The following is an 18192-nucleotide window of genomic DNA, read 5'->3' as shown; positions in this document are numbered from 1 at the left end:
GAGACGCGACTCGCGCTGAGGAAGCTTTGCCTACCTGCTGCGCCCCAGACGTTCGCGCGCGGCACGCACCGTGCGCGCGACGGCGCGCTTCGCGTGCAGGGCGAACTTGAGCGCCCGGTAGTAGCGCGGACGCAGCGGAACATCCCAGGCCCCGGCCACCTCGGTGAAATCCGGGGCAAATTTTTGTTTGTATCCGGTCACGCCTTCCAGTTGCGGGGCGCGCTCCGAATGTACTCCCATAAGATCATAAGATTTCCGCCCGGTTTCGCGCAGCCACGTCATCGTATGCATATCCATGAACATAGAAGCGTGGCGCTGGCGTGCCTCCGCATTGGTCGCCCCGTAATAGGCCTCCCCGAGATCATCGGTGGCGAGCACAATCTGCCAAGCTAGTGCCCGCCCCTCCGCGCGCGCCACGAATAACCGGGCGTTATCCGGGCCCAGAGATTCCAGCATCGTCACGTACTGGCTCATCGGTGCCGCCCCGAAATCATCACGGGTAGCAGTTTCGGTGAGGATGGCGTACAGCTCCGGGAATACTTCCCGGGCCCGCTCCGTTTCGTCACAAAATTCCAGGCCTTCCGCCTCGGCTTTACGTGCCTGACGGCGTCCCGACTTGGAGAAACTCGCCCGGATCTCCGCATCCGGGCGTGCGACGTCGACCACCACGGTGCGATCATAGGTAACCGTCTGCAGTAATTCGTGCAGATCCGGAGCCCGGTGCCAGGCGTGAATCCTCATAAAAGCGAGACCGCGGTCCGCGCGCCGCACCAGCTGCGCCAGCGCGGTCCGAAACTCCAGTTCTTCGCCGGCCGTGGGCCGTTCCCCCAACCACACCGGGCCTTTTTTCGCCCACAGGTAAGTAAAACCGCGCCCTTCCATCCGGGTGAGAGAAATAAGGGCACGCGGCTGGCCGGCGCTATCACGCCACAGGAAACGCCCGAAAGGTGCGTGACCGGGAAGTGCATCCTCATAGCGATCCCAGGCGGGTAGCTGCTCAAGGGGCAATCCGTGGCCCGCGGCCAGGTCCAGGTAGGTGGTGTCATCGATCCGCGACAGCGAGAGTGTAGACATGCCGCCATCCTACCCGCGCGGCGCGCCTGGCTAAAACCCATGCACCGGCGCATTACGGTAACTAACGTGTCTCAGATTCATGCACCCGAGGACTTCCTCACCGCGCTCGATAGCCTGCGCGGGCACGAGTTTCGTCCCGAGCTGCACATCGTGCAGATACCGCCGCCCAAGCGTATAGCCCCGTGGGCCGTTGCGCTTCAAGCTGAGATTAACGATTCGACAGCGATGGAACCGGATAACTACCGCGGAGGAGCCCGCTTCGTGGTGCTTCATGACCCGGCCGGCCAGGAGGCCTGGCACGGAACTTTCCGGATCGTATGCCATATGGGGGCGCCGATGGATGCGGCCATGGCCGGCGATCCGCTGCTCGGCGAAGTAGCCTGGGCGTGGTTGGCCGATACTTTGGATGCGCACGGAGCTGACTACCACCACCTGGTCGGCACCGTGACCCGCATGTACAACGAAACCTTCGGCGGGCTGGAACTCTCCTCCTCCCTGACCGAAGTGGAATTACGGGCCTCCTGGACGCCGAACAGCCCCGATCTTTATCACCACGTGCGCGCCTGGGCAGGTTTTATTGCGCTGGCCTGCGGCCTAGCTCCGGAAGGAACGACGGCGCTGCCAGCTCGCTAGGTGCGATCCCGCTAGGAGGTGGCACTCCTGCGCGTGGCAACCCCGCGCCTGCGCAGTCCCGCTAGTATTAACCGCGATCCCTAGTCTGATGCAGTTGTGAGGTTATGACGTCTTCTTCTATTCGCTGGAGCGAAGATCCCACCCGGGTCCATGTGGATACCCCGCGTGAAGGTATCCCCCCGCTCACCACCGGTTCCGCCTATCGCCCCGCACTTGCACGGTTGCGGCGCGGCAGCGGCCCCGTCGCGGTAGATGTGGAACGCGCCATGGGAATCCGTTATTCTGCCCGGGCCTACCTGATTCAACTGCGCCGCGAGGGCTCGGGAACACTGCTATGCGATCCGGTAGGAAATGAGGAGTACTACCCGGAGCTGGCCGCGATTCTTGGCGATGCCGTGTGGATTTTGCACGCTGCCGATCAGGATTTGCCCTCCCTGGCAGACCTGGGTTTACGGCCGGGACCGGGCAAACTTTTTGATACCGAAGTAGCCGCGTTGCTCTTGGGTGATGAACGTATTTCCCTCCAGGCTCAGCTCGCGGAAAATCTAGGATTGCTCCTCGCCAAAGAACATTCGCAAGCGGATTGGTCAGAGCGCCCGCTCGCCGATGAGCTGCGTTCTTATGCCGCGCTCGACGTGGAATTGCTCGCTCCCCTGCGCCACGTGCAACTCGAGCGCCTGGAGCGGGCCGGGCGCCTGGAATGGGCGGCCCAAGAATTTGAAGAGATCCGCACCCGGCCTCCCAAAGCAGCTCCCGCAGAACCGTGGCGGCGCGCCACCCACCGCCAGGATTTTTCTTCCCGGCGCGATCTCGCCCTGGTGCGGGCCCTGTGGCAGGCCCGGGATCGCATCGCCCAGACCACAGATACCGCCCCGGATCTGGTACTTTCCCGCGCCGATATCGCGGCCCTGGCACGGCGTCGCCCGCGCTCCCTGGCTGATGTGCGTACCTCCAGGCCGTTGCGTACCTGCGGGAAACAGTATTTGGCTCCGGCCTTGTGGCAGGCGGTGGCCCAGGCCTGGGCACTGCCGAGCGCTGAACTTCCCGAACTCGCCCCGGCCCGCCCCTCCCGACGCGCCGAACGCGGAATCCCGCACCTACTTGACCACGTGCGCAGCGCGGTTCAGGAACGCGCAGCGGAGCTGGGAATCCGCCACGATGTACTCCTCAAACCTGCCGTGCAGCGTGAGCTGGCGCGTCTGTTGCGCCGCCGGGTAGCGCATACCGCCCCCGCCATTGGTGATGCGCTGGCCGAGCTGGGGGCACGCCCCTGGCAGGTGGAGAATACCGCGGCCTGGATTGCCGCAGCGGTGCGCTCTTAGCACAGCGCTGTCACCACTTCAAAGTGGTGGGTATTGGGGAAGAGGTCGGCAGCACGCATGGACTCCACGCTTCGCCCGGACTCCACCATCGTGGCCACATCACGGGCCAACGCGGCCGGATCGCAGGAAACGAGAACTATCCGGCGGGCCCGGCTCGCTGCGGCGGCCCGGGCCGCCGCGATTCCCAAGCCGCTCCGGGGAGGATCGGCGAGGAGGATATCGGCGTCGTCGATATCACGCGCGGAAATAGCAGCGGTACGGGCACGCGCCCACGGGTAGGGCCGCAGATTCGCCCGGGCGTCCTCCACCGCGGTACGCGCACCTTCCAGGCTTTCCACCCGGCCGGTTTCCCCGACCGCGCGAGCCAGCGGCACGGTAAGCAAACCGGCACCCGCGTAAAGTTCGAGAATATGGTCGCCGGGCTCCGCGCCGGTGGCGCGGGTCACCAGATCGATAAGGGTGGCTGGCGCATCGCGGTGCACCTGCCAAAAACCGGAGGCTCGCACCCGGTAACAGTAGTTCTCCTCCCCCACGTGCACCTCTTCTCGCACAAAGGGGGAGCATTCCGCGCCGGTCGCATCGAAGGTGCGCCCGCCGACGCTCACCGCGAGCGGACTGGCCGAGGGCGCGAGGATACGCACCCGCTGGCCATCGCGCAGCGGGCCGAGGCTGCGGGCGAGCCGGGTGAGGTAACGTCCGTCCCACAGCCCCAGCTCCTCGATCTCCTGGACGGCGAGGGGCATAGAAGTGATGGGCAGAACCTCACGGCTGCCTTCGCGGAACATTCCGAAACGTCCCGAGGTCACAGTCACGTCAATGCGAGTGCGGCTCGCCCAACCGCCGCTAGCGCGGTCGGATTCCAGAGCCGTGACCGCAGGAACGATCCCCTGTGTTTCCAGATGATCACTGAGAGCTTGGCCACCAATCCTACGGAGAGTTGAGCTAAGGACCCGGGTTTTCCACTCGTGCTGGTAGTCAAACACAACGTGTCCCAGGTCTGCACCGCCCACTCCCCCGGGTCCGGCTTCCGGCCAGGGATGGGCCTGGCGGTACGGCGACGGATCGCCGAGGACCTCAATCACATCCCCGCGGGCGAAGCGGGCGCGTTCCTCGGTAAGGGCCACCCGCACGCGTTCCCCGGGCAGCCCGAAGCGAGCCAGAATCGCTTTGCCGTCGGCACGCCCGATGGCAATACCGCCGTGGCCGATATCTTCCAGGGTGATATCGACGGTCGAATAATGAGCTTGAGCAGCGGGTGTGGTCACAGGTCTTCTCCCGAGTGGATTTGGTAGGGAACTTGCACCAGCATGAGGCGCGAGTCATAGGACAGGTCAGCGAAAAGTGGGGGTACGGATCGGCGCAGGTACACCCGATGCCACAGGGTCGTGGATACCACTTTCGGCGCGATAACCAGCACAATATCCTGCGGGTGGGTGTCGAGGAGGAAACGAATGTAGTCCACGAGCGGCCCGCGCGCCCCGCTCGTGGGACTACCCAGCACGGTCAGGCCCACCGGCAATTGGGATTGGCTCCAGGCGGCGCGCAGCGCGGCGGTACGGCTTTCGCTCAGGTCCACGGTGAGCGCGGTCAAGGTGGAGGGCCGCAAGGCCCGCGCGTAGGTAACCGCCCGCAAAGTCGGCAAATTGAGTTCTTGAACCAATACCACCGCGTGGGTACGGACCGGAAGTCTCCGCCCCGCTCCTACATCCAAGGGTTTGAGGTGGGCGCTCATCTTTCCGCGCCCGCGCTGGGCGATGAGCATCCCCGCGGTGGGCACCGCCACCGCCGCGAGCGACGTGAGGGTCCAGGCAGGTTGCATGGCCACCGTGACGAGGAGGACAACGAATCCCGCCAGCGCGAAGAAAGCGAAACCCCAGCGCGAGGCATGCGCAGCCCGGCGTTCCTCCCGCCGCTCCGAAGTTTTAAGGATCTGCCCACCGCGCAGGGAGAGCGCCGCGCAATGCAGCGTAAATATAAGGAAACATACAAAGACAAGGGCGACGACACCGGCGTGCGTCGTCGACAAAAATACCCCGAGAGCGCCAGCGAGAACCGCAACCAGCAGCACAACACCGCTGCGGGCCCGGAAAGCTTCCGGGGCGGCGAGGCGAGCGGGCAGGGCGCCGTCGAATGCAAGTTCCCGCAACAGCCGCGGGAGGCGCTCGTAAACCACGAAAACGCAGACTAACCCGAGGAAGCCGAAGGCAATGGCGGTGACAATACGACCGGTACTTCCCCAAAACGCCGTACCCATAACGATACTGGGTAGGCCCACCGGGACCGTGAGGATATCCAAGCGCATTTCCAGATAGAACGTGCCCGAAAGCACCACCGCGGCAACACCGGCAATGGTGCTCAGGGCGCGCGGCCCTAAGAAACGTTCGCGCCCGGTACCGATGCGCCCACCAACCAGCAGGACCACCGCGGCCAGGAAGCACATAATGACAAAAGTATTTCCGAGCGGGTGGATAGCTTGGGAACCGGGTAGTTCTTCGGCGCGGTTGGTGATGAGGTCCGCGAGGGAGACGGTGCCGCGGGCTTCGCGCACCAGCCCGGTGACAAGGGTTGCGATAATCACCCCGCTCGCCGCGAGCACGGCGAGCAAGGCGCCCGCCAGCGGTAAACGCCAATGCAGCAGCGCGGGCAGGGCGCAGACCACGACCAGCGGGATCTGAATGAGACGCCCGTCCACTGCCAACGGGGTGAGCGCATTCACCGCCATACCTACCAGGCCAGCGGCCAGGACCAGGAGCAGCGCGAAAGCCGCGAAACGTGCGGCAGCGGCAACCGTCCCGAAAGCTGGTGAGATATAGCGTGAAACGACCTGGTGCGCGGCTTTGCCTGGCACCACGCGAGAAGCCGCGATGGTGGCCGCCACCACGAGCGCAAGCACCGCGGCCCCCGCCAGCGCCATGGCGCCCACGAGGGTGGGGTTCGCGAATGGTGCCCCGCGTTGAATACTGCGTGGGAGCAACACCACCGCCAGGCAGACGCAGGTAGCCGCGCCCACGTACTGGGACATCCCCAGGAACGATAATTTTCTCATCACTAGGATACGGTACCCGCTTTGCGGTAGCGTAATGTAGTGCACTTCGTAATTATGGGATGCGGGCGCGTGGGTGCCGCGCTGGCGCTCTCGCTTTCCGCCATTGGCCATTCGGTGGCCATTATCGACCAGGACGCTGAAGCTTTCCGCAAGCTCCCCGAAGATTTCCCGGGGCAGCAGATCACCGGCGTGGGTTTTGATCGCGATGTTTTAGCGCGCGCGAATATCGACGACGCCGCCGGCTTCGCCGCCGTATCCTCGGGCGATAATTCGAATATCATCGCAGCCCGGGTGGCGCGCGAAACTTTTGGCTTGACCAATGTGGTGGCTCGTGTCTACGATCCCACCCGCGCGATTATCTACGAACGGCTCGGAATTGCCACGGTGGCCCCGGTGCGCTGGACGGCGGACCGGGTGCTGCGCGAACTCATTCCGCTGGGACCCCACCACGAATTCCGCGATCCCCTCGCCCGGATTTCCCTGATTGAAGTTGCGGTGGATCGCCGCTGGTTCGGGCGCACCGTGGCGGATGTGGAAGACGAAACCGGGGCGCGGGTCGCCTATATTATCCGTAGCCTGGCCGGGCTCCTCCCCCACAGTGACACCGTTATTCAGGACGGGGATACTCTCAAAGTGCTCGTGGCTTCCGCGGACGCCTCCGGCGTACAACATATGCTGCTCAAATCGGAAGGTGCGCAGTGAATATTCTCATTATTGGGGCTGGCGCCGTCGGGGTGTCGGTGGCCCGCGAACTTCTCAAATCCGAGCATTCGATCTCTATCGTGGATAAAAAGCCCTCCGCTATGCGTATTTCGAGTGCTTCGGATGCGGATTGGCATCTGGCTGACGCCTGCGAAGTTCCCGCATTACGCGAAGCGGGCGCGGCGGAGGCCGATATTATCGTGTGCGCCACCGGGGATGACAAAGTAAATCTGGTGGTGTCTTTGCTGGCAAAAACCGAGTTCGGTATCGCCCGCACCATCGCGCGTGTCAATAACCCGCGTAATGAATGGTTGTTCACCGATGCCTGGGGTGTGGATGTCACGGTTTCCACCCCGCGCATTATGGCTTCCCTGGTGGAAGATGCGGTCTCGGATGGGTCGCTCACCCAGGTCATGCGTTTCCATCGCAGCGGGGCGAGTCTGTGGCAAGTTTCGGTATCCGCTGATGCCCCGGTGGTGGGAAGCGCCATCAGCGATATTGAGCTGCCCTCCGGAGTCGCCATTAACGCCATTATTCGTGATGGTGTGCCACTGACCGCCGATGCCGATTTAATCGTGGATGTGGATGATCAGGTGCTCCTCATTGATGGCGGGGACGATGTGGATATGTCCGCCCTCAAGGGCTATTTCCGGCCCCGCCCGGCCCCCGCTCAAGATGCGGAAGGAGAGGCCGCCGTAGATTCGGAAGGCTCCAGGTAGGTCCTGGCCGGGGGCAGGCCACGCACCAGTAGCCAGGTGGCCCAGAGGATAAGGCAGAAAAGCACCGGGCCGGCAATAATTTTGATAACGCCCAGCGCTGCGGTATTGCCGCTGATAAAGAAGGGCAGTTGTACGACGACGCGGCCGGCGAACATGGCGAGCCACAGCCATGTAATGCGGGTATAGCGCCGGTAGGTGAGCCGAGCGGCCGGGTGGGTGGCGTTGCGCCACGAGGCAATATCCCCGCGCAGCATCCCGATAATATATCCCATGATGGGCCGGCGGATGAGAAGGGAAATAGTCACTCCTACCGCGTAAGCGGCATTGGTGAGGAAACCGGGAAGGAAATAGGTTTCCGCGCGTCCGGAGCGCCAGGCGAAAAAGGCCGAGATTCCAACCACAAAAAGCCCGCCGAGGGCCGGCATCACGTCGATCCGCTGGATGAGCCGCACCACGATAGCCAGAACGGCCATGCCCAGAGGAACGAGGACCGCCAGGGGAATATTGCGGGTAGCTAAATAAATAATCACAAAAACAAGGGCGGGAACATTAGCTTCGATAACGCCGCGCACCCCGCCTATTGCTTTCCAAGCGTCGAATTCTTCCCCGAGAACCGCGCGCAGACCGCCGCCGGGTGTGGTGGTATCCATGTGGCCTCCCGGCTGTTCAGGGGTGCTCGCTAAAGCACGATATATTCCGGGTTATATGCTACCAGCACGCCCCTGCGCCGCAATGGCACTACCCGGGCACGAATACGGTCCCCGACCCGCACGCAGTCGATGGTGCGCCGCCCTTGGAAAATAAGGGTGAGGAGCCCCGCGGTGGTTTCCACAGCGATACGTACTTCCGGGGTATGGGCGCCACTCCCTCCGGGTGCGCCCGGGTACGTGATGGCGATAATATCCCCCGTCACCCACACCGGTGTAGCCATGGGTATCTAGTGGATCTCTTGGATTTCCGGGCCGCGCTTGGGGAGCTCGATTCCGGTATCAGGAGTTTCTGGTTCCGGCTCACCCTGCTGGGGAAGAGCGAGGGGAAGCAGTTCGCGCGGCGGGATAGCTTGAGAACCACGCACCACCACCAGATCATCGAGGACGCGGTGGAGTACCTCGGTACCGCGCTCCGGATCTACCGCCCCGCGCCCGGTCACGGCTACCCGCAGCAGCCAGCGCGGGCCGTCAATACCGATAAAGCGCACCGGTACCCGACCGTTCTCCGCGGGCATCTGGGCCTGGATTTCCGGGCCGTATTCCCCTTCGGCTTCCTGGAAACGCCCGCCCTGGTTGGCGATGGAGGAAATCACTTCTACCCGGATATCCTCCCACAGGCTAGCGGATTTCGGTGCGGCGAATACCTGCAATTGCACCGCGGAATCCCCCATCACGTAGACCACGCCAAGCACGACCTGACGTTCGCGATCCACGGAGAATTGCATGGTGGCATCGGGCAGAATCGGTAGTCGCAAGGCACCGCCGTCAATAAGAGCGGGATTCTCCGGGGCCTCGGATTCATCGTAGGGGCCGCGTTCCTTCGGGCCTACAGCGCGAGCTTCAGCTCCGGCAGCGGCCTCTCCACCACTTTCCACCACGCCGGAATTTTCCGCAGCGAGGTTCTGGCCGGTTTCTTCACGTTCTTCCAGCTGCGATGCCGCGGTCGTGTTTTTCTTCCGCCGTGAGAACCATGCCATAGCTTTATACTCCTCGTCCCGATTCCTTCATTCCCTCTAGTCTAATGAGGGAAGTCGCACCGTGTTGAGATGCGCTGTGGTGAGATACCGCGGCCCGAAGGGCCGCGGCGTCGTCGTACTTCCGGTTAGCCCGCGCAATCCACGCAGACGGGCAGGCCGTCTTCCACGTGATCCAATTGGGAGCGATGGTGAACCAGGAAACACTGTGAGCAGGTGAATTCATCATCCTGGGCGGGAATCACATTGACGGATAGCTCAACATTGGACAGGTCCACGCCGGGAAGCTCAAAGCCTTCGGCCGCTTCGACTTCGTCCTCGTCAACCGCACCGGATTGCTGGTCCGAGCGCCGCCCGGCGAGCTGTTCGAAAGAATCCTCGCGGAGCTCCTCGTCTTGCTTACGCGGAGCATCGTAATCTGTTGCCATAAAGTCACTCTCCAAAAGTGCCGGGGTCCATGCGGTGGATTCCGCACGAACCGGCGTCCACCCGCGAGAAACGGATCTTTCCGCCCTCGCGTATGGTCCTGACGGGTGGTACTGCGCGCTTAGTGTAACAGCACGCGCGGCACTTGGAAACACACCCGCGCCCAATACCTGCTTTTCGGGCCCGGAGGTGGCACCCTAAGAGTGGTACCAAGAGTAAGGGAAGAGATGAAAAAGCTGGAGCTGCTCGGCTTGCAACCCGACGGTCACAACCTCACGCTCAACGATGAGGAGGGTAATCGCTATTTGCTGCCCGTCACCGATGATCTGCGTGCTGCCCTGCGCAAGGATCCCCATCCCAGCACTCCCGATGAGGAGATCACCCCGATGGGGCCGCGTGAAATCCAAGCTCTCGTGCGTGCCGGCCGTAGCGTGGACGATATTTCCGAGATGGCCGCGCTGCCTCCCTCACGCATCTCCGCCCTGGCGTATCCCATTATTGCCGAACGTAACTACACCGCCGCGCAGGCCCGTAACTACACTCTCGGGCGCGACGTGGGCGGTTTCACAGTTGAAGAACTCGTCACATCCCGACTTGTTGCCCGCGATGTGGATACCGCCTCGATCACCTGGGATGCGGTGCGCGAAGCGGGGCAACCCTGGGCGCTGATCGTCCGTTTTGTATCCGCCGGGCGCGAGCACGAGGCCCGCTGGTTTATCGACACGGATCGCCATACTCTTCAGTCCCGTAATGATGAGGCCTCGTGGCTGTCGGAAACGTCGCTCACGGCCGATGCTGGCCCGTGGCGCCCGGATCACACTCCCGCGGTGGTGGCAGGAGCTGCGGATACTGTTTTTTCCGGTACGACGCCGCCCGCGGCGGTTCCCGCCGCGGTACCGACCTCCCCAGCTGCCCTCCCGAGCGCGGCGGATACTCCCCCGGCCCGGGCCTCTATTGATGAGGTGCTGGCCTCGCTTGATTCCCAGCGGGGTAAGTCACGCCCCATGCCGGATGCCGATCATGATATTGATCCCGATGAGTGGGACGGGGCGCACCGGGCTCCCGAAGATGAGGAGGAGTTGCGGGCTCCGGCCACCATCGTTTCCCTGCCCTCGCGCGAGGGGCAGCTACCCGGTCAGCGGGCGCTGCTGGAGCCCGAGGAACTCACCCAGGCCCCGGTGCTCCGCCCGGCTTCCGTTTCAGATGAGAGCGGGGCCGCTGGCTCAGCCGCGGGCACGGTTTCTGGTGCGGGTGCTGCCTCCGATGCCGATGGCGGACCGTCCGATGCCTCAACTGAGGCGAGCGGTGCGGCTGGCGCTGCCTCGGCTAGCGTGCCGGCTGCCGAAAAAACCGCGCCGGCAAGTGCGCCAGAGAAAACAGCGCAGGCAGGTACCGATGCACGGCGCGGGCGCAAGCGCACCGATCGGCCGACCATGCCGTCCTGGGATGAGATTGTCTTCGGTAAAAAAGACTAGCTTGGGCGGGTACACCGCTACGCATTCCGGCGCTACTTGAGCTCCAAAAGCAAGGGAATAAGCATTTCCGTGGGAGTAAGCGAACCGTGGACCCCGCGCATAAAGGTGGCCCCCGGCTGCATGTGCCCGGTGTGGACCACGCTCAGGTGGCCACGCTGGAAAGCGAGCACATCGCCCATAGCTTCGCGTGACTGCGCGGTAACCTGCCCGAACATGCCGGTCGCGATGGCTTCTTCTTTGGTGTACACCCAGGAGCGCCCCCCCAGGTAGTCCCGCCAGCGCGCCGCCACTTTTTCCGGTTCCCGGGTGTAAAGATGAACCGCGCGTTCCTCCCCCGAATATAGATCCACGCCTTCGCTTAACACGGGCGTGGTGGCCACATCTATACGTTCGCTCGGATCAACCATGCCGTGATCTGCGGTGAGGACCAGCAGAGTATCCGGGGGGAGCAATCGGGTGAGCAGGCGGATACCGGCATCCAGATCTTCGAGCGCCATGGTCCATTCCTCACTGGTGGCTCCCCAGCGGTGCCCGCGGTGATCAACCTCCCCCCAATACAGGTAGGCGAAACGCCCACCCTCGCGCAGGAACCGGGCGGCCAGGTGGACCCGGTCATCGAGGGCCAGCCCCCCGATAGCGGTAAAGCCACGCCAGGCCGCCCGAGTCAGCCCCGAACCGATATGGTCAGGATCTTGGATGGCACCCAGCTGCGTGGCCGTGCCGGGGCGGGCGACCTCCAGGCGCTGCGCCCAGGTGGGCACCGGCTGCCATTCTTCCGGGTCAAGCCCGCTATCCTCCCAGCTAATCAGGGAAAAGTTACGGCCGGTACGCGGGGAACGCAGGGAGTAGGACAGCATCGAGGTACACCCGGGGAGCGCCCCGGTGCCCAGGGTGGTGAGCGCTGCGGCGGTGGTAGACGGTGCCGTGGAGGTGAGTGGTTCGCGCGCGGTCAAGGCACGCAGGGTGGGCGCGTGGCCGATGCGCACCGCCAGGTTTTCCGCTCCTAAGCCATCCACGAGGACGAGGCAGACCCGGCTGGCCCGCGGCAAGTCCAGCACGCTCGCCCGCTGCGTATCAGGCACGCCCTCCCCCCGCGTATGTGGCACGCTCGCCCGGCCCGCTGTGGGGCCATCCACCCGTTCCGTTTCAGCCGCCGGGTTTTCCGTTTCGGGCAGCACCCCGCAGGCGGCCAAACATTCACCCAAGACGGCACGCAGGGAGCGCGCCCCGGGCAACACAGGAAGCTCAGTCATGCCTCTCAGTCTACTTTCCGCCCCGACACTCCTGTGCCGCCGCCCCGCGCGCGGCCAAAAAGCGGGATAATTGAGCAATGCCCAAGAATACGAGCCCCGCGGAACATATCGTCGATATTAACGTGTCGGAGGAGATGCGCACGTCCTTCCTCGAGTATTCCTACTCGGTGATTTACGCGCGTGCCCTGCCCGATGCTCGCGACGGTCTCAAGCCGGTGCAGCGCCGTATTCTCTTCCAGATGGGGCAGATGGGCCTGCGCCCCGACCGCGCGCACGTGAAATCTTCGCGTGTGGTGGGTGACGTAATGGGACGCCTCCACCCCCACGGTGATACCGCTATTTATGATGCGATGGTGCGCCTCGCCCAGCCTTTCACCATGCGGCTACCGCTGGTGGACGGTCACGGTAATTTCGGATCGCTCGACGACGGGCCAGCTGCCTCGCGCTACACCGAGGCACGCCTAGCTGCCCCGGCCATGGCAATGATTTCCTCGCTCGACGAGGACGTTGTCGATATGGTCCCCAATTATGACAACACGCTCCAACAGCCCGAGGTACTCCCGGCCGCGATCCCGAATTTGCTGGTCAACGGCTCTTCTGGCATTGCGGTGGGAATGGCGACCAATATTCCGCCGCATAATCTTATTGAGGTTATTAACGGGGCGAAGCACCTGCTGCGCCACCCGGATGCGAGCCTCGACGACATTATGCGTTTTATCCCCGGTCCGGATCTGCCCGAAGGCGGCAAAATTATTGGCCTGGACGGAATCCGTGAAGCATACGAAAGCGGGCGCGGGATTTTCCGAACCCGGGCGACGGCGCGCATCGAAAAAATCACCGCGCGTAAGCGCGGCATCGTTATTACGGAGCTGCCCTATCTTGTGGGTCCGGAAAAGATCATTGACAAGCTCAAGGACGCCGTTAACGCCAAGAAAATCCAGGGCGTCTCCGGGGTCCAGAACCTGACGGACCGGCACCATGGTATGCGGCTCGTCGTCGAAGTAAAAAATGGGTTCCACCCCGAAGCAGTACTCGCCCAGCTGTACCAGCACACTCCGCTCGAGGATTCTTTCGGTATTAATAATGTGGCTTTGGTTGACGGCCAGCCGCAAACCCTGGGACTGCTGGAGCTGCTGCGGGTGTGGATTGCGCACCGTATCACGGTGACGCGCCGGCGCAGTGAGCACCGTTTACGGGCCGCGCAATCTGATCTGCACCTGGTGGAGGGCCTACTTATTGCCGTCCTCAATATTGATGAGGTGATCGCGGTTATTCGTTCTTCGGATGATACCGCGGCGGCGCGCGAGCGGCTCATGGCGGTTTTTGATCTGTCCGAGGCTCAGGCTGATTATATTTTGGAGCTGCGGCTGCGCCGCCTCACGAAGTATTCGCAGATTGAGCTGGAAGGGCGCCGTGAGGAGCTGGAACGCACGATTGCGGAGCTGGAAGAAATCTTGGGGTCGCCCGAACGTTTGCGGGAGGTAGTGGCAACTGAGATGACGGAAGTGGCCCAGCAATTTGGGACTCCGCGGCGCACCGTGCTCCTGGAATCGGATGGGGCGGCCAGCGCCGCGGCCCCGCAAGCTCTCCCCCTGGAGGTTTCCGATGATCCGACGTGGGTGTTACTTTCGGGGACCGGGCTGGTGGCGCGCACCGCGGGTGGCGATGCTCCCGAACGCGGCGGCCCGCGTCGAGCCCACGATGCGATTATTTCGCGGGTTGCCACCACGGCCCGCGGGCATATCGGAGTGGTGACAAGCCACGGGCGCATGATCGACCTGGATGTACTTACTGTCCCCGCACTTCCGGATACCGCGGGGGCACCCTCGCTAGCCGGGGGCACCCCGGTGGCCGATCTTGTTTCTCTGGACTCCGGGGAACGCATCATCGGGCTGGCTCCTCTCACCGCCGCAGAGGGTGATCCAGTGCTCACCCTCGCCACCGCGCACGGGAGGATTAAGCGGGTGAACGGTGCTTACCCGAATAGGGAGAGCTGGGAAGTTATTACCCTGGCTGAAGGCGATAGCGTGGTGGGCTGCGCGCTGGCCCGCGATACCGACCAGGTGGTACTTATCACCAGCGATGCGCAGTTATTGCGCTTTGAGGCATCATTGGTGCGCCCGCAGGGCCGGGCCGGCCAGGGCATTGCCGGGATTCGCTGCGCGGAAGGTGCCCAGGTCATTGCCCTCGGGGTGGTGCCCGGTGATGATCTTGCCGGTTCCCTGGTGGTCACGATTGCCTCGAATGCGCAGGCGCTCCCGGGTACCGAACCGGGTAGTGCCAAGGTCACGCCCCTGGATCGTTTCCCCGCAAAAGGCCGCGGTACGGGCGGGGTGCGCGCCCAGCGTTTCCTGCGCGGGGAAAATGTTGTGGCACTGGCCGCTATCGGCCCAGAGCCGCTGCGCGCCATCACGGCCTCCGGCCAGCCGGTTGAACTACCCGCGGTTGAGGAGAAGCGGGATGCTTCGGGCAGTGCCCTGACGGTCCCGGTTGCGGCTATCGGAAGCTAGCCACGCGGCGCGAGCGCCCGCCTTAGTGTACGTGCCTTCGTACGTGCCTTCGCACACGCGGCTAGGCACCGCGCGCCGCCGCGGAACGCGGCTTCTTACGACCGCGCTGGCATATCCGGGAGCGGGTGGTGGACTACCCGGGTGCGTTCGGTAACCTCGAAACCGAAGCTTTCATACAGGCTCAGGCGCGCCGCACTGTCGGGGGTCAGGCAGGTGCCGTCCGGCTCGTAGTGGACGGTGAGATCCAACGTGGTGGCATCCATGCCGCTATCTGCCTGGGCGGCAATACTGGCGGCCAGCAGGCGGGCATTGACCCCGTCCGGGCTTTCGGCCCGCACCGCGAGCTCATCAACATAGCCCTCCCGGAATCCCAGCCCGGGCCAATCCTGCTCATAGGCGGCGGTCATAATGCACCCGAGTACCCGGGGCCGATCCCCGCGGGTATCCACCGCCAGGAAACTCCATTCGCGGCGCATAAAAGCACATTCGATGCGCCACTGCTCCCGGGTGTAAATCGGGTAATTCAATTTATCTGCGTAAAAAGAATTATGGGCAAGAAGTGCGGCGTCGTCCCAATCGGGGGTCAGGGGAACCAGCTCCACACCATTGTTTTCAGCATGCGCGGAAGGCGGCAAGGGCAGCGGTCCGCGGGTGAGCGGCCGACGCATTTGCAGGTAGGAAAGCCGGTCGGTGAAGCCGGCAGCCGCCAGGGCCATCCCCCGTTCCGGATCCCAACTTTCCACATTCGCCACGGCCACGGGGTGGAGAGTTCCGGCCGCCAGGGCCGGAGCTCGGCGCAATTGTTCGGCGAGCACCCCGCGAGCTGCCTGTTCGCGCAGCTCCGGGCTCAGCCCGGGGTGCACACTAGCTGAAAGGGTAACCGTGGGATGCGCGGTGCGCGCATCGTAGAGGCGCACGATACCGAAAGCAAGGAGGCGCCGGACCGGTGCTGCGTCGTCGTACCACCCGAAAACACTATGCGGAACCGAGGGCTCAAACATGAGATCAATTTCTTCGCGCGAGGTGCGGAAGCTGGAGTTCACGGCACTCTGGTGGGTATCGAGCAGCGTGAAAATCGCGCGGCCATCCGCCGCTGTGAGATCGCTCCACAGTATCGCGCCGTTACCCATGAGCCCTCCTTTACGGGTATGACTCTCAAGTGTAGCGAAGCGCGGGCCCGGAATCTTAGGCATCGATCTTGTCGTAGGAGATATCGTCGGCGCCCTCGACAATAAATTCGCGACGCGGAGCCACCTCGTTACCCATCAATACTTCAAAAACGGACTCGGCTTCCCGCAGCGCGGCCTCGTCCTCGATGCGGATGCGCCGCAGGGTGCGGTGGGCGGGATCCATGGTTGTTTCGGCGAGCTGGTGCGCGTCCATCTCCCCCAGGCCCTTGTAACGCTGGATGGGTTCCTTATAGCTTTTCCCGGCGCGTTCGAGCTTCTTGAGTTCCCGATGCAATTCCTCTTCGGAATAGGTATAAATATACGAGCCCTTTTTCCCGCCACGCCCGGCCACCTCGATGCGGTGCAGTGGCGGCACCGCGGCGAAAACCCGCCCGGCTTCCACGAGGGGACGCATATAGCGGAAGAACAGCGTGAGCAGGAGGGTGCGGATATGGGCGCCGTCCACGTCCGCATCCGTCATCATAATAATTTTCCCGTATCGCGCCGCCGCGAGGTCAAAAGTGCGCCCGGAACCGGCCCCGACCACCTGAATAATGGAAGAGACCTCCTGGTTACGCAGAATATCCGCGGGCGAGGCACGCTGGACGTTAAGAATCTTGCCGCGGATGGGCAGCAGCGCCTGGAATTCCGAAGAACGCGCCAGTTTCGCGGTGCCCAGCGCCGAATCACCCTCGACGATAAAAAGCTCGGTGTGCTCAATATCATCGCTGCGGCAATCGGCGAGCTTGGCGGGCAGGGTGGAATTTTCGAGCGCGTTTTTCCGCCGCGAGATTTCCTTATGGACGCGCGCGGCCACCCGCGCCCGCATTTCCGCCACGATTTTTTCGAGGAGCCTGGAGGTTTCAGTTTTTTGGTCACGTTTCGTGGACGCGAGGATACTGTGAAGTTGTGCGGCGACGACGCGCGCCACGATGGGGCGCACTGCCGCCGTCCCCAGGATCTCCTTCGTTTGCCCCTCGAATTGGGGTTCGGCTAACCGGACCGTGACAACAGCGGTCATCCCGGCCAAAATATCGTCTTTTTCGATTTTGGCGTCTTTGGCGGTGAGCTTGAGACGCCGCGAATTGGTATCGATCAGGGCCCGTAGGGTTTTCACCACGCCCTGTTCGAAGCCGCTCTGGTGCGCCCCTCCTCCGGGCGTGCGAATAATATTCACAAAAGATTCGGTGGTGGTGTCATAGCCGGTTCCCCAGCGCAGAGCCACATCTACTTCGCAGGTGCGTTCAACTTCCTGGGCGCGCAAATGCCCGCTTTCCGAATCGAGGACCTGCACGTTTTCGGTGAAGGTTTCACTGCCCGTGAGGTGCATGGTGGCGGTGAGGGCCGGATCGGTGGCCAGGTAGTCCACGAAATCGACGACGCCCCCCTCGTAATGGAACACTTCCTCATAGGGGCCGTTCTCCCCGGGGGTGCCCGCCAGGCCGCGTTCATCACGAATGGTGATGGTCAGGCCGGGCACCAGGAACGCGGATTGGCGTACCCGTTCGGTGAGCAGATCATAGGAGAATTCTGCTTCGGCCAGGAAAATCTGGGGATCAGCCCAGTAGCGCACGGATGTGCCGGTATTCTTCTTCGCTACTTTCCCGACCGTGTCAAGTTCACTGCCGTGGGTGAAGGCTTCAAAAGGAGCCTCCGGGGAGGGCTGAGTACCGTCCTGGAAACGCCCCGGTTCGCCGCGCTTGAATTGCATCTGGTAGACCTTGCCGCCGCGCCGGACTTTCACATCCATGCGCGCGGAGAGTGCGTTAACTACCGAGGCACCCACGCCGTGAAGGCCGCCGGAAGCGGAATAGGATCCGCCTCCGAATTTCCCGCCGGCATGCAGGCGGGTGTACACAACTTCCACTCCGGAAAGCCCCACTCCGGGGACGGTATCCACGGGGACACCGCGGCCGTCGTCGGTTACCTCAACCGAACCGTCGGCGTAGAGGGTGACGGTGATATGGGTAGCGAATCCTTCCAGCGCTTCGTCGATACCGTTGTCGATGATTTCCCAGAGGCAGTGCATGAGTCCGCGCGAATCCGTGGAGCCGATGTACATACCGGGGCGTTTGCGCACGGCTTCCAGACCTTCGAGGACTTGGAGATGGCGAGCTGAGTATTCTTCGGAAGTTGACACACCGGTAGTTTACGCGAACGGTTGTTCGCGAGCCGGTGC

Annotated in this window: 16 protein-coding genes; 6 read left to right on the top strand and 10 right to left on the bottom strand. The window is 63.2% G+C overall.

What is annotated here, in order from left to right; translation table 11 throughout:
- Positions 1-30: 30 nt before the first annotated feature.
- Positions 31-1074 (bottom strand): lipid II:glycine glycyltransferase FemX, encoded by a 1044-nt coding sequence (locus tag AC5RK6_RS05195; protein WP_320757472.1) that lies wholly within the window; start codon positions 1072-1074, stop codon positions 31-33.
- A 66-nt stretch (positions 1075-1140) separates the two neighbouring features.
- Between AC5RK6_RS05195 and AC5RK6_RS05190 the strand changes: the two genes are divergently transcribed.
- The gene (locus tag AC5RK6_RS05190) at positions 1141-1707 is read left to right on the top strand and encodes a DUF3000 domain-containing protein (protein ID WP_435730845.1); all 567 of its coding nucleotides are present in this window, start codon (positions 1141-1143) and stop codon (positions 1705-1707) included.
- 104 nt (positions 1708-1811) lie between these two features.
- Positions 1812-3029, top strand: a complete 1218-nt coding sequence (locus AC5RK6_RS05185; RefSeq protein WP_320757473.1) for an HRDC domain-containing protein — start codon at positions 1812-1814, stop codon at positions 3027-3029.
- Here AC5RK6_RS05185 and AC5RK6_RS05180 read toward each other — a convergent pair.
- A complete protein-coding gene (locus tag AC5RK6_RS05180) occupies positions 3026-4294 on the bottom strand; it encodes a class I SAM-dependent RNA methyltransferase (protein ID WP_320757474.1) in 1269 nt (422 codons plus the stop codon). The two genes, AC5RK6_RS05185 and AC5RK6_RS05180, sit on opposite strands and share 4 nt — an antisense overlap.
- Entirely contained in the window at positions 4291-6075 is a 1785-nt protein-coding gene (locus tag AC5RK6_RS05175; protein WP_493926376.1) for an APC family permease, read from the bottom strand. The genes AC5RK6_RS05180 and AC5RK6_RS05175 overlap by 4 nt, the downstream gene beginning before the upstream one ends.
- 54 nt (positions 6076-6129) lie before the next feature.
- Between AC5RK6_RS05175 and AC5RK6_RS05170 the strand changes: the two genes are divergently transcribed.
- Positions 6130-6777, top strand: coding sequence for a potassium channel family protein (locus AC5RK6_RS05170; protein WP_435715980.1), 648 nt, complete (start codon positions 6130-6132; stop codon positions 6775-6777).
- Positions 6774-7496, top strand: a complete 723-nt coding sequence (locus tag AC5RK6_RS05165) for a potassium channel family protein (RefSeq protein ID WP_320757477.1) — start codon at positions 6774-6776, stop codon at positions 7494-7496. The genes AC5RK6_RS05170 and AC5RK6_RS05165 overlap by 4 nt, the downstream gene beginning before the upstream one ends.
- On the opposite strand, the gene AC5RK6_RS05160 is transcribed toward AC5RK6_RS05165, so the two are convergent.
- From AC5RK6_RS05160 to AC5RK6_RS05145, 4 genes are all read right to left on the bottom strand, one after another.
- Positions 7448-8146 carry a DUF3159 domain-containing protein gene (locus AC5RK6_RS05160; RefSeq protein ID WP_320757478.1) on the bottom strand — a complete coding sequence of 233 codons (699 nt, stop codon included), beginning with the start codon at positions 8144-8146 and terminating at the stop codon, positions 7448-7450. The genes AC5RK6_RS05165 and AC5RK6_RS05160 overlap by 49 nt on opposite strands.
- 29 nt (positions 8147-8175) lie before the next feature.
- Positions 8176-8427 carry a hypothetical protein gene (locus AC5RK6_RS05155; RefSeq protein WP_320757479.1) on the bottom strand — a complete coding sequence of 84 codons (252 nt, stop codon included), beginning with the start codon at positions 8425-8427 and terminating at the stop codon, positions 8176-8178.
- A gap of 6 nt (positions 8428-8433) precedes the next feature.
- On the bottom strand, positions 8434-9183 hold the full coding sequence (locus AC5RK6_RS05150) for a DUF3710 domain-containing protein (RefSeq protein ID WP_320757480.1): 750 nt from the start codon (positions 9181-9183) through the stop codon (positions 8434-8436).
- Between the two features lie 125 nt (positions 9184-9308).
- The gene (locus AC5RK6_RS05145) at positions 9309-9608 is read right to left on the bottom strand and encodes a DUF4193 domain-containing protein (RefSeq protein ID WP_435730844.1); all 300 of its coding nucleotides are present in this window, start codon (positions 9606-9608) and stop codon (positions 9309-9311) included.
- A 225-nt stretch (positions 9609-9833) separates the two neighbouring features.
- Here AC5RK6_RS05145 and sepH point away from each other — a divergent pair, with 225 nt between their 5' ends.
- Entirely contained in the window at positions 9834-11081 is a 1248-nt protein-coding gene (gene sepH / locus AC5RK6_RS05140) for a septation protein SepH (protein WP_320757481.1), read from the top strand.
- A gap of 32 nt (positions 11082-11113) precedes the next feature.
- Here the strand turns inward: sepH and AC5RK6_RS05135 are convergent, their stop codons facing one another.
- Positions 11114-12334, bottom strand: coding sequence for an alkaline phosphatase family protein (locus AC5RK6_RS05135; protein ID WP_320757482.1), 1221 nt, complete (start codon positions 12332-12334; stop codon positions 11114-11116).
- A 77-nt stretch (positions 12335-12411) separates the two neighbouring features.
- Here AC5RK6_RS05135 and AC5RK6_RS05130 point away from each other — a divergent pair, with 77 nt between their 5' ends.
- Positions 12412-14844, top strand: coding sequence for a DNA gyrase/topoisomerase IV subunit A (locus AC5RK6_RS05130; protein ID WP_320757483.1), 2433 nt, complete (start codon positions 12412-12414; stop codon positions 14842-14844).
- A gap of 95 nt (positions 14845-14939) precedes the next feature.
- On the opposite strand, the gene AC5RK6_RS05125 is transcribed toward AC5RK6_RS05130, so the two are convergent.
- Entirely contained in the window at positions 14940-15974 is a 1035-nt protein-coding gene (locus tag AC5RK6_RS05125; RefSeq protein WP_320757484.1) for an N-acetyltransferase, read from the bottom strand.
- A 55-nt stretch (positions 15975-16029) separates the two neighbouring features.
- Positions 16030-18153: a DNA gyrase/topoisomerase IV subunit B gene (locus AC5RK6_RS05120; RefSeq protein WP_435730843.1), complete on the bottom strand. Its 2124-nt coding sequence runs from the start codon at positions 18151-18153 to the stop codon at positions 16030-16032.
- Between the last annotated feature and the right edge of the window lie 39 nt (positions 18154-18192).

It is taken from the genome of Actinotignum sp. usb-actsch-213 (assembly GCF_059085665.1).
The sequence above is the reverse complement of the archived record's forward strand: the minus strand, read 5'-3'. Positions and strand labels throughout refer to the sequence as shown.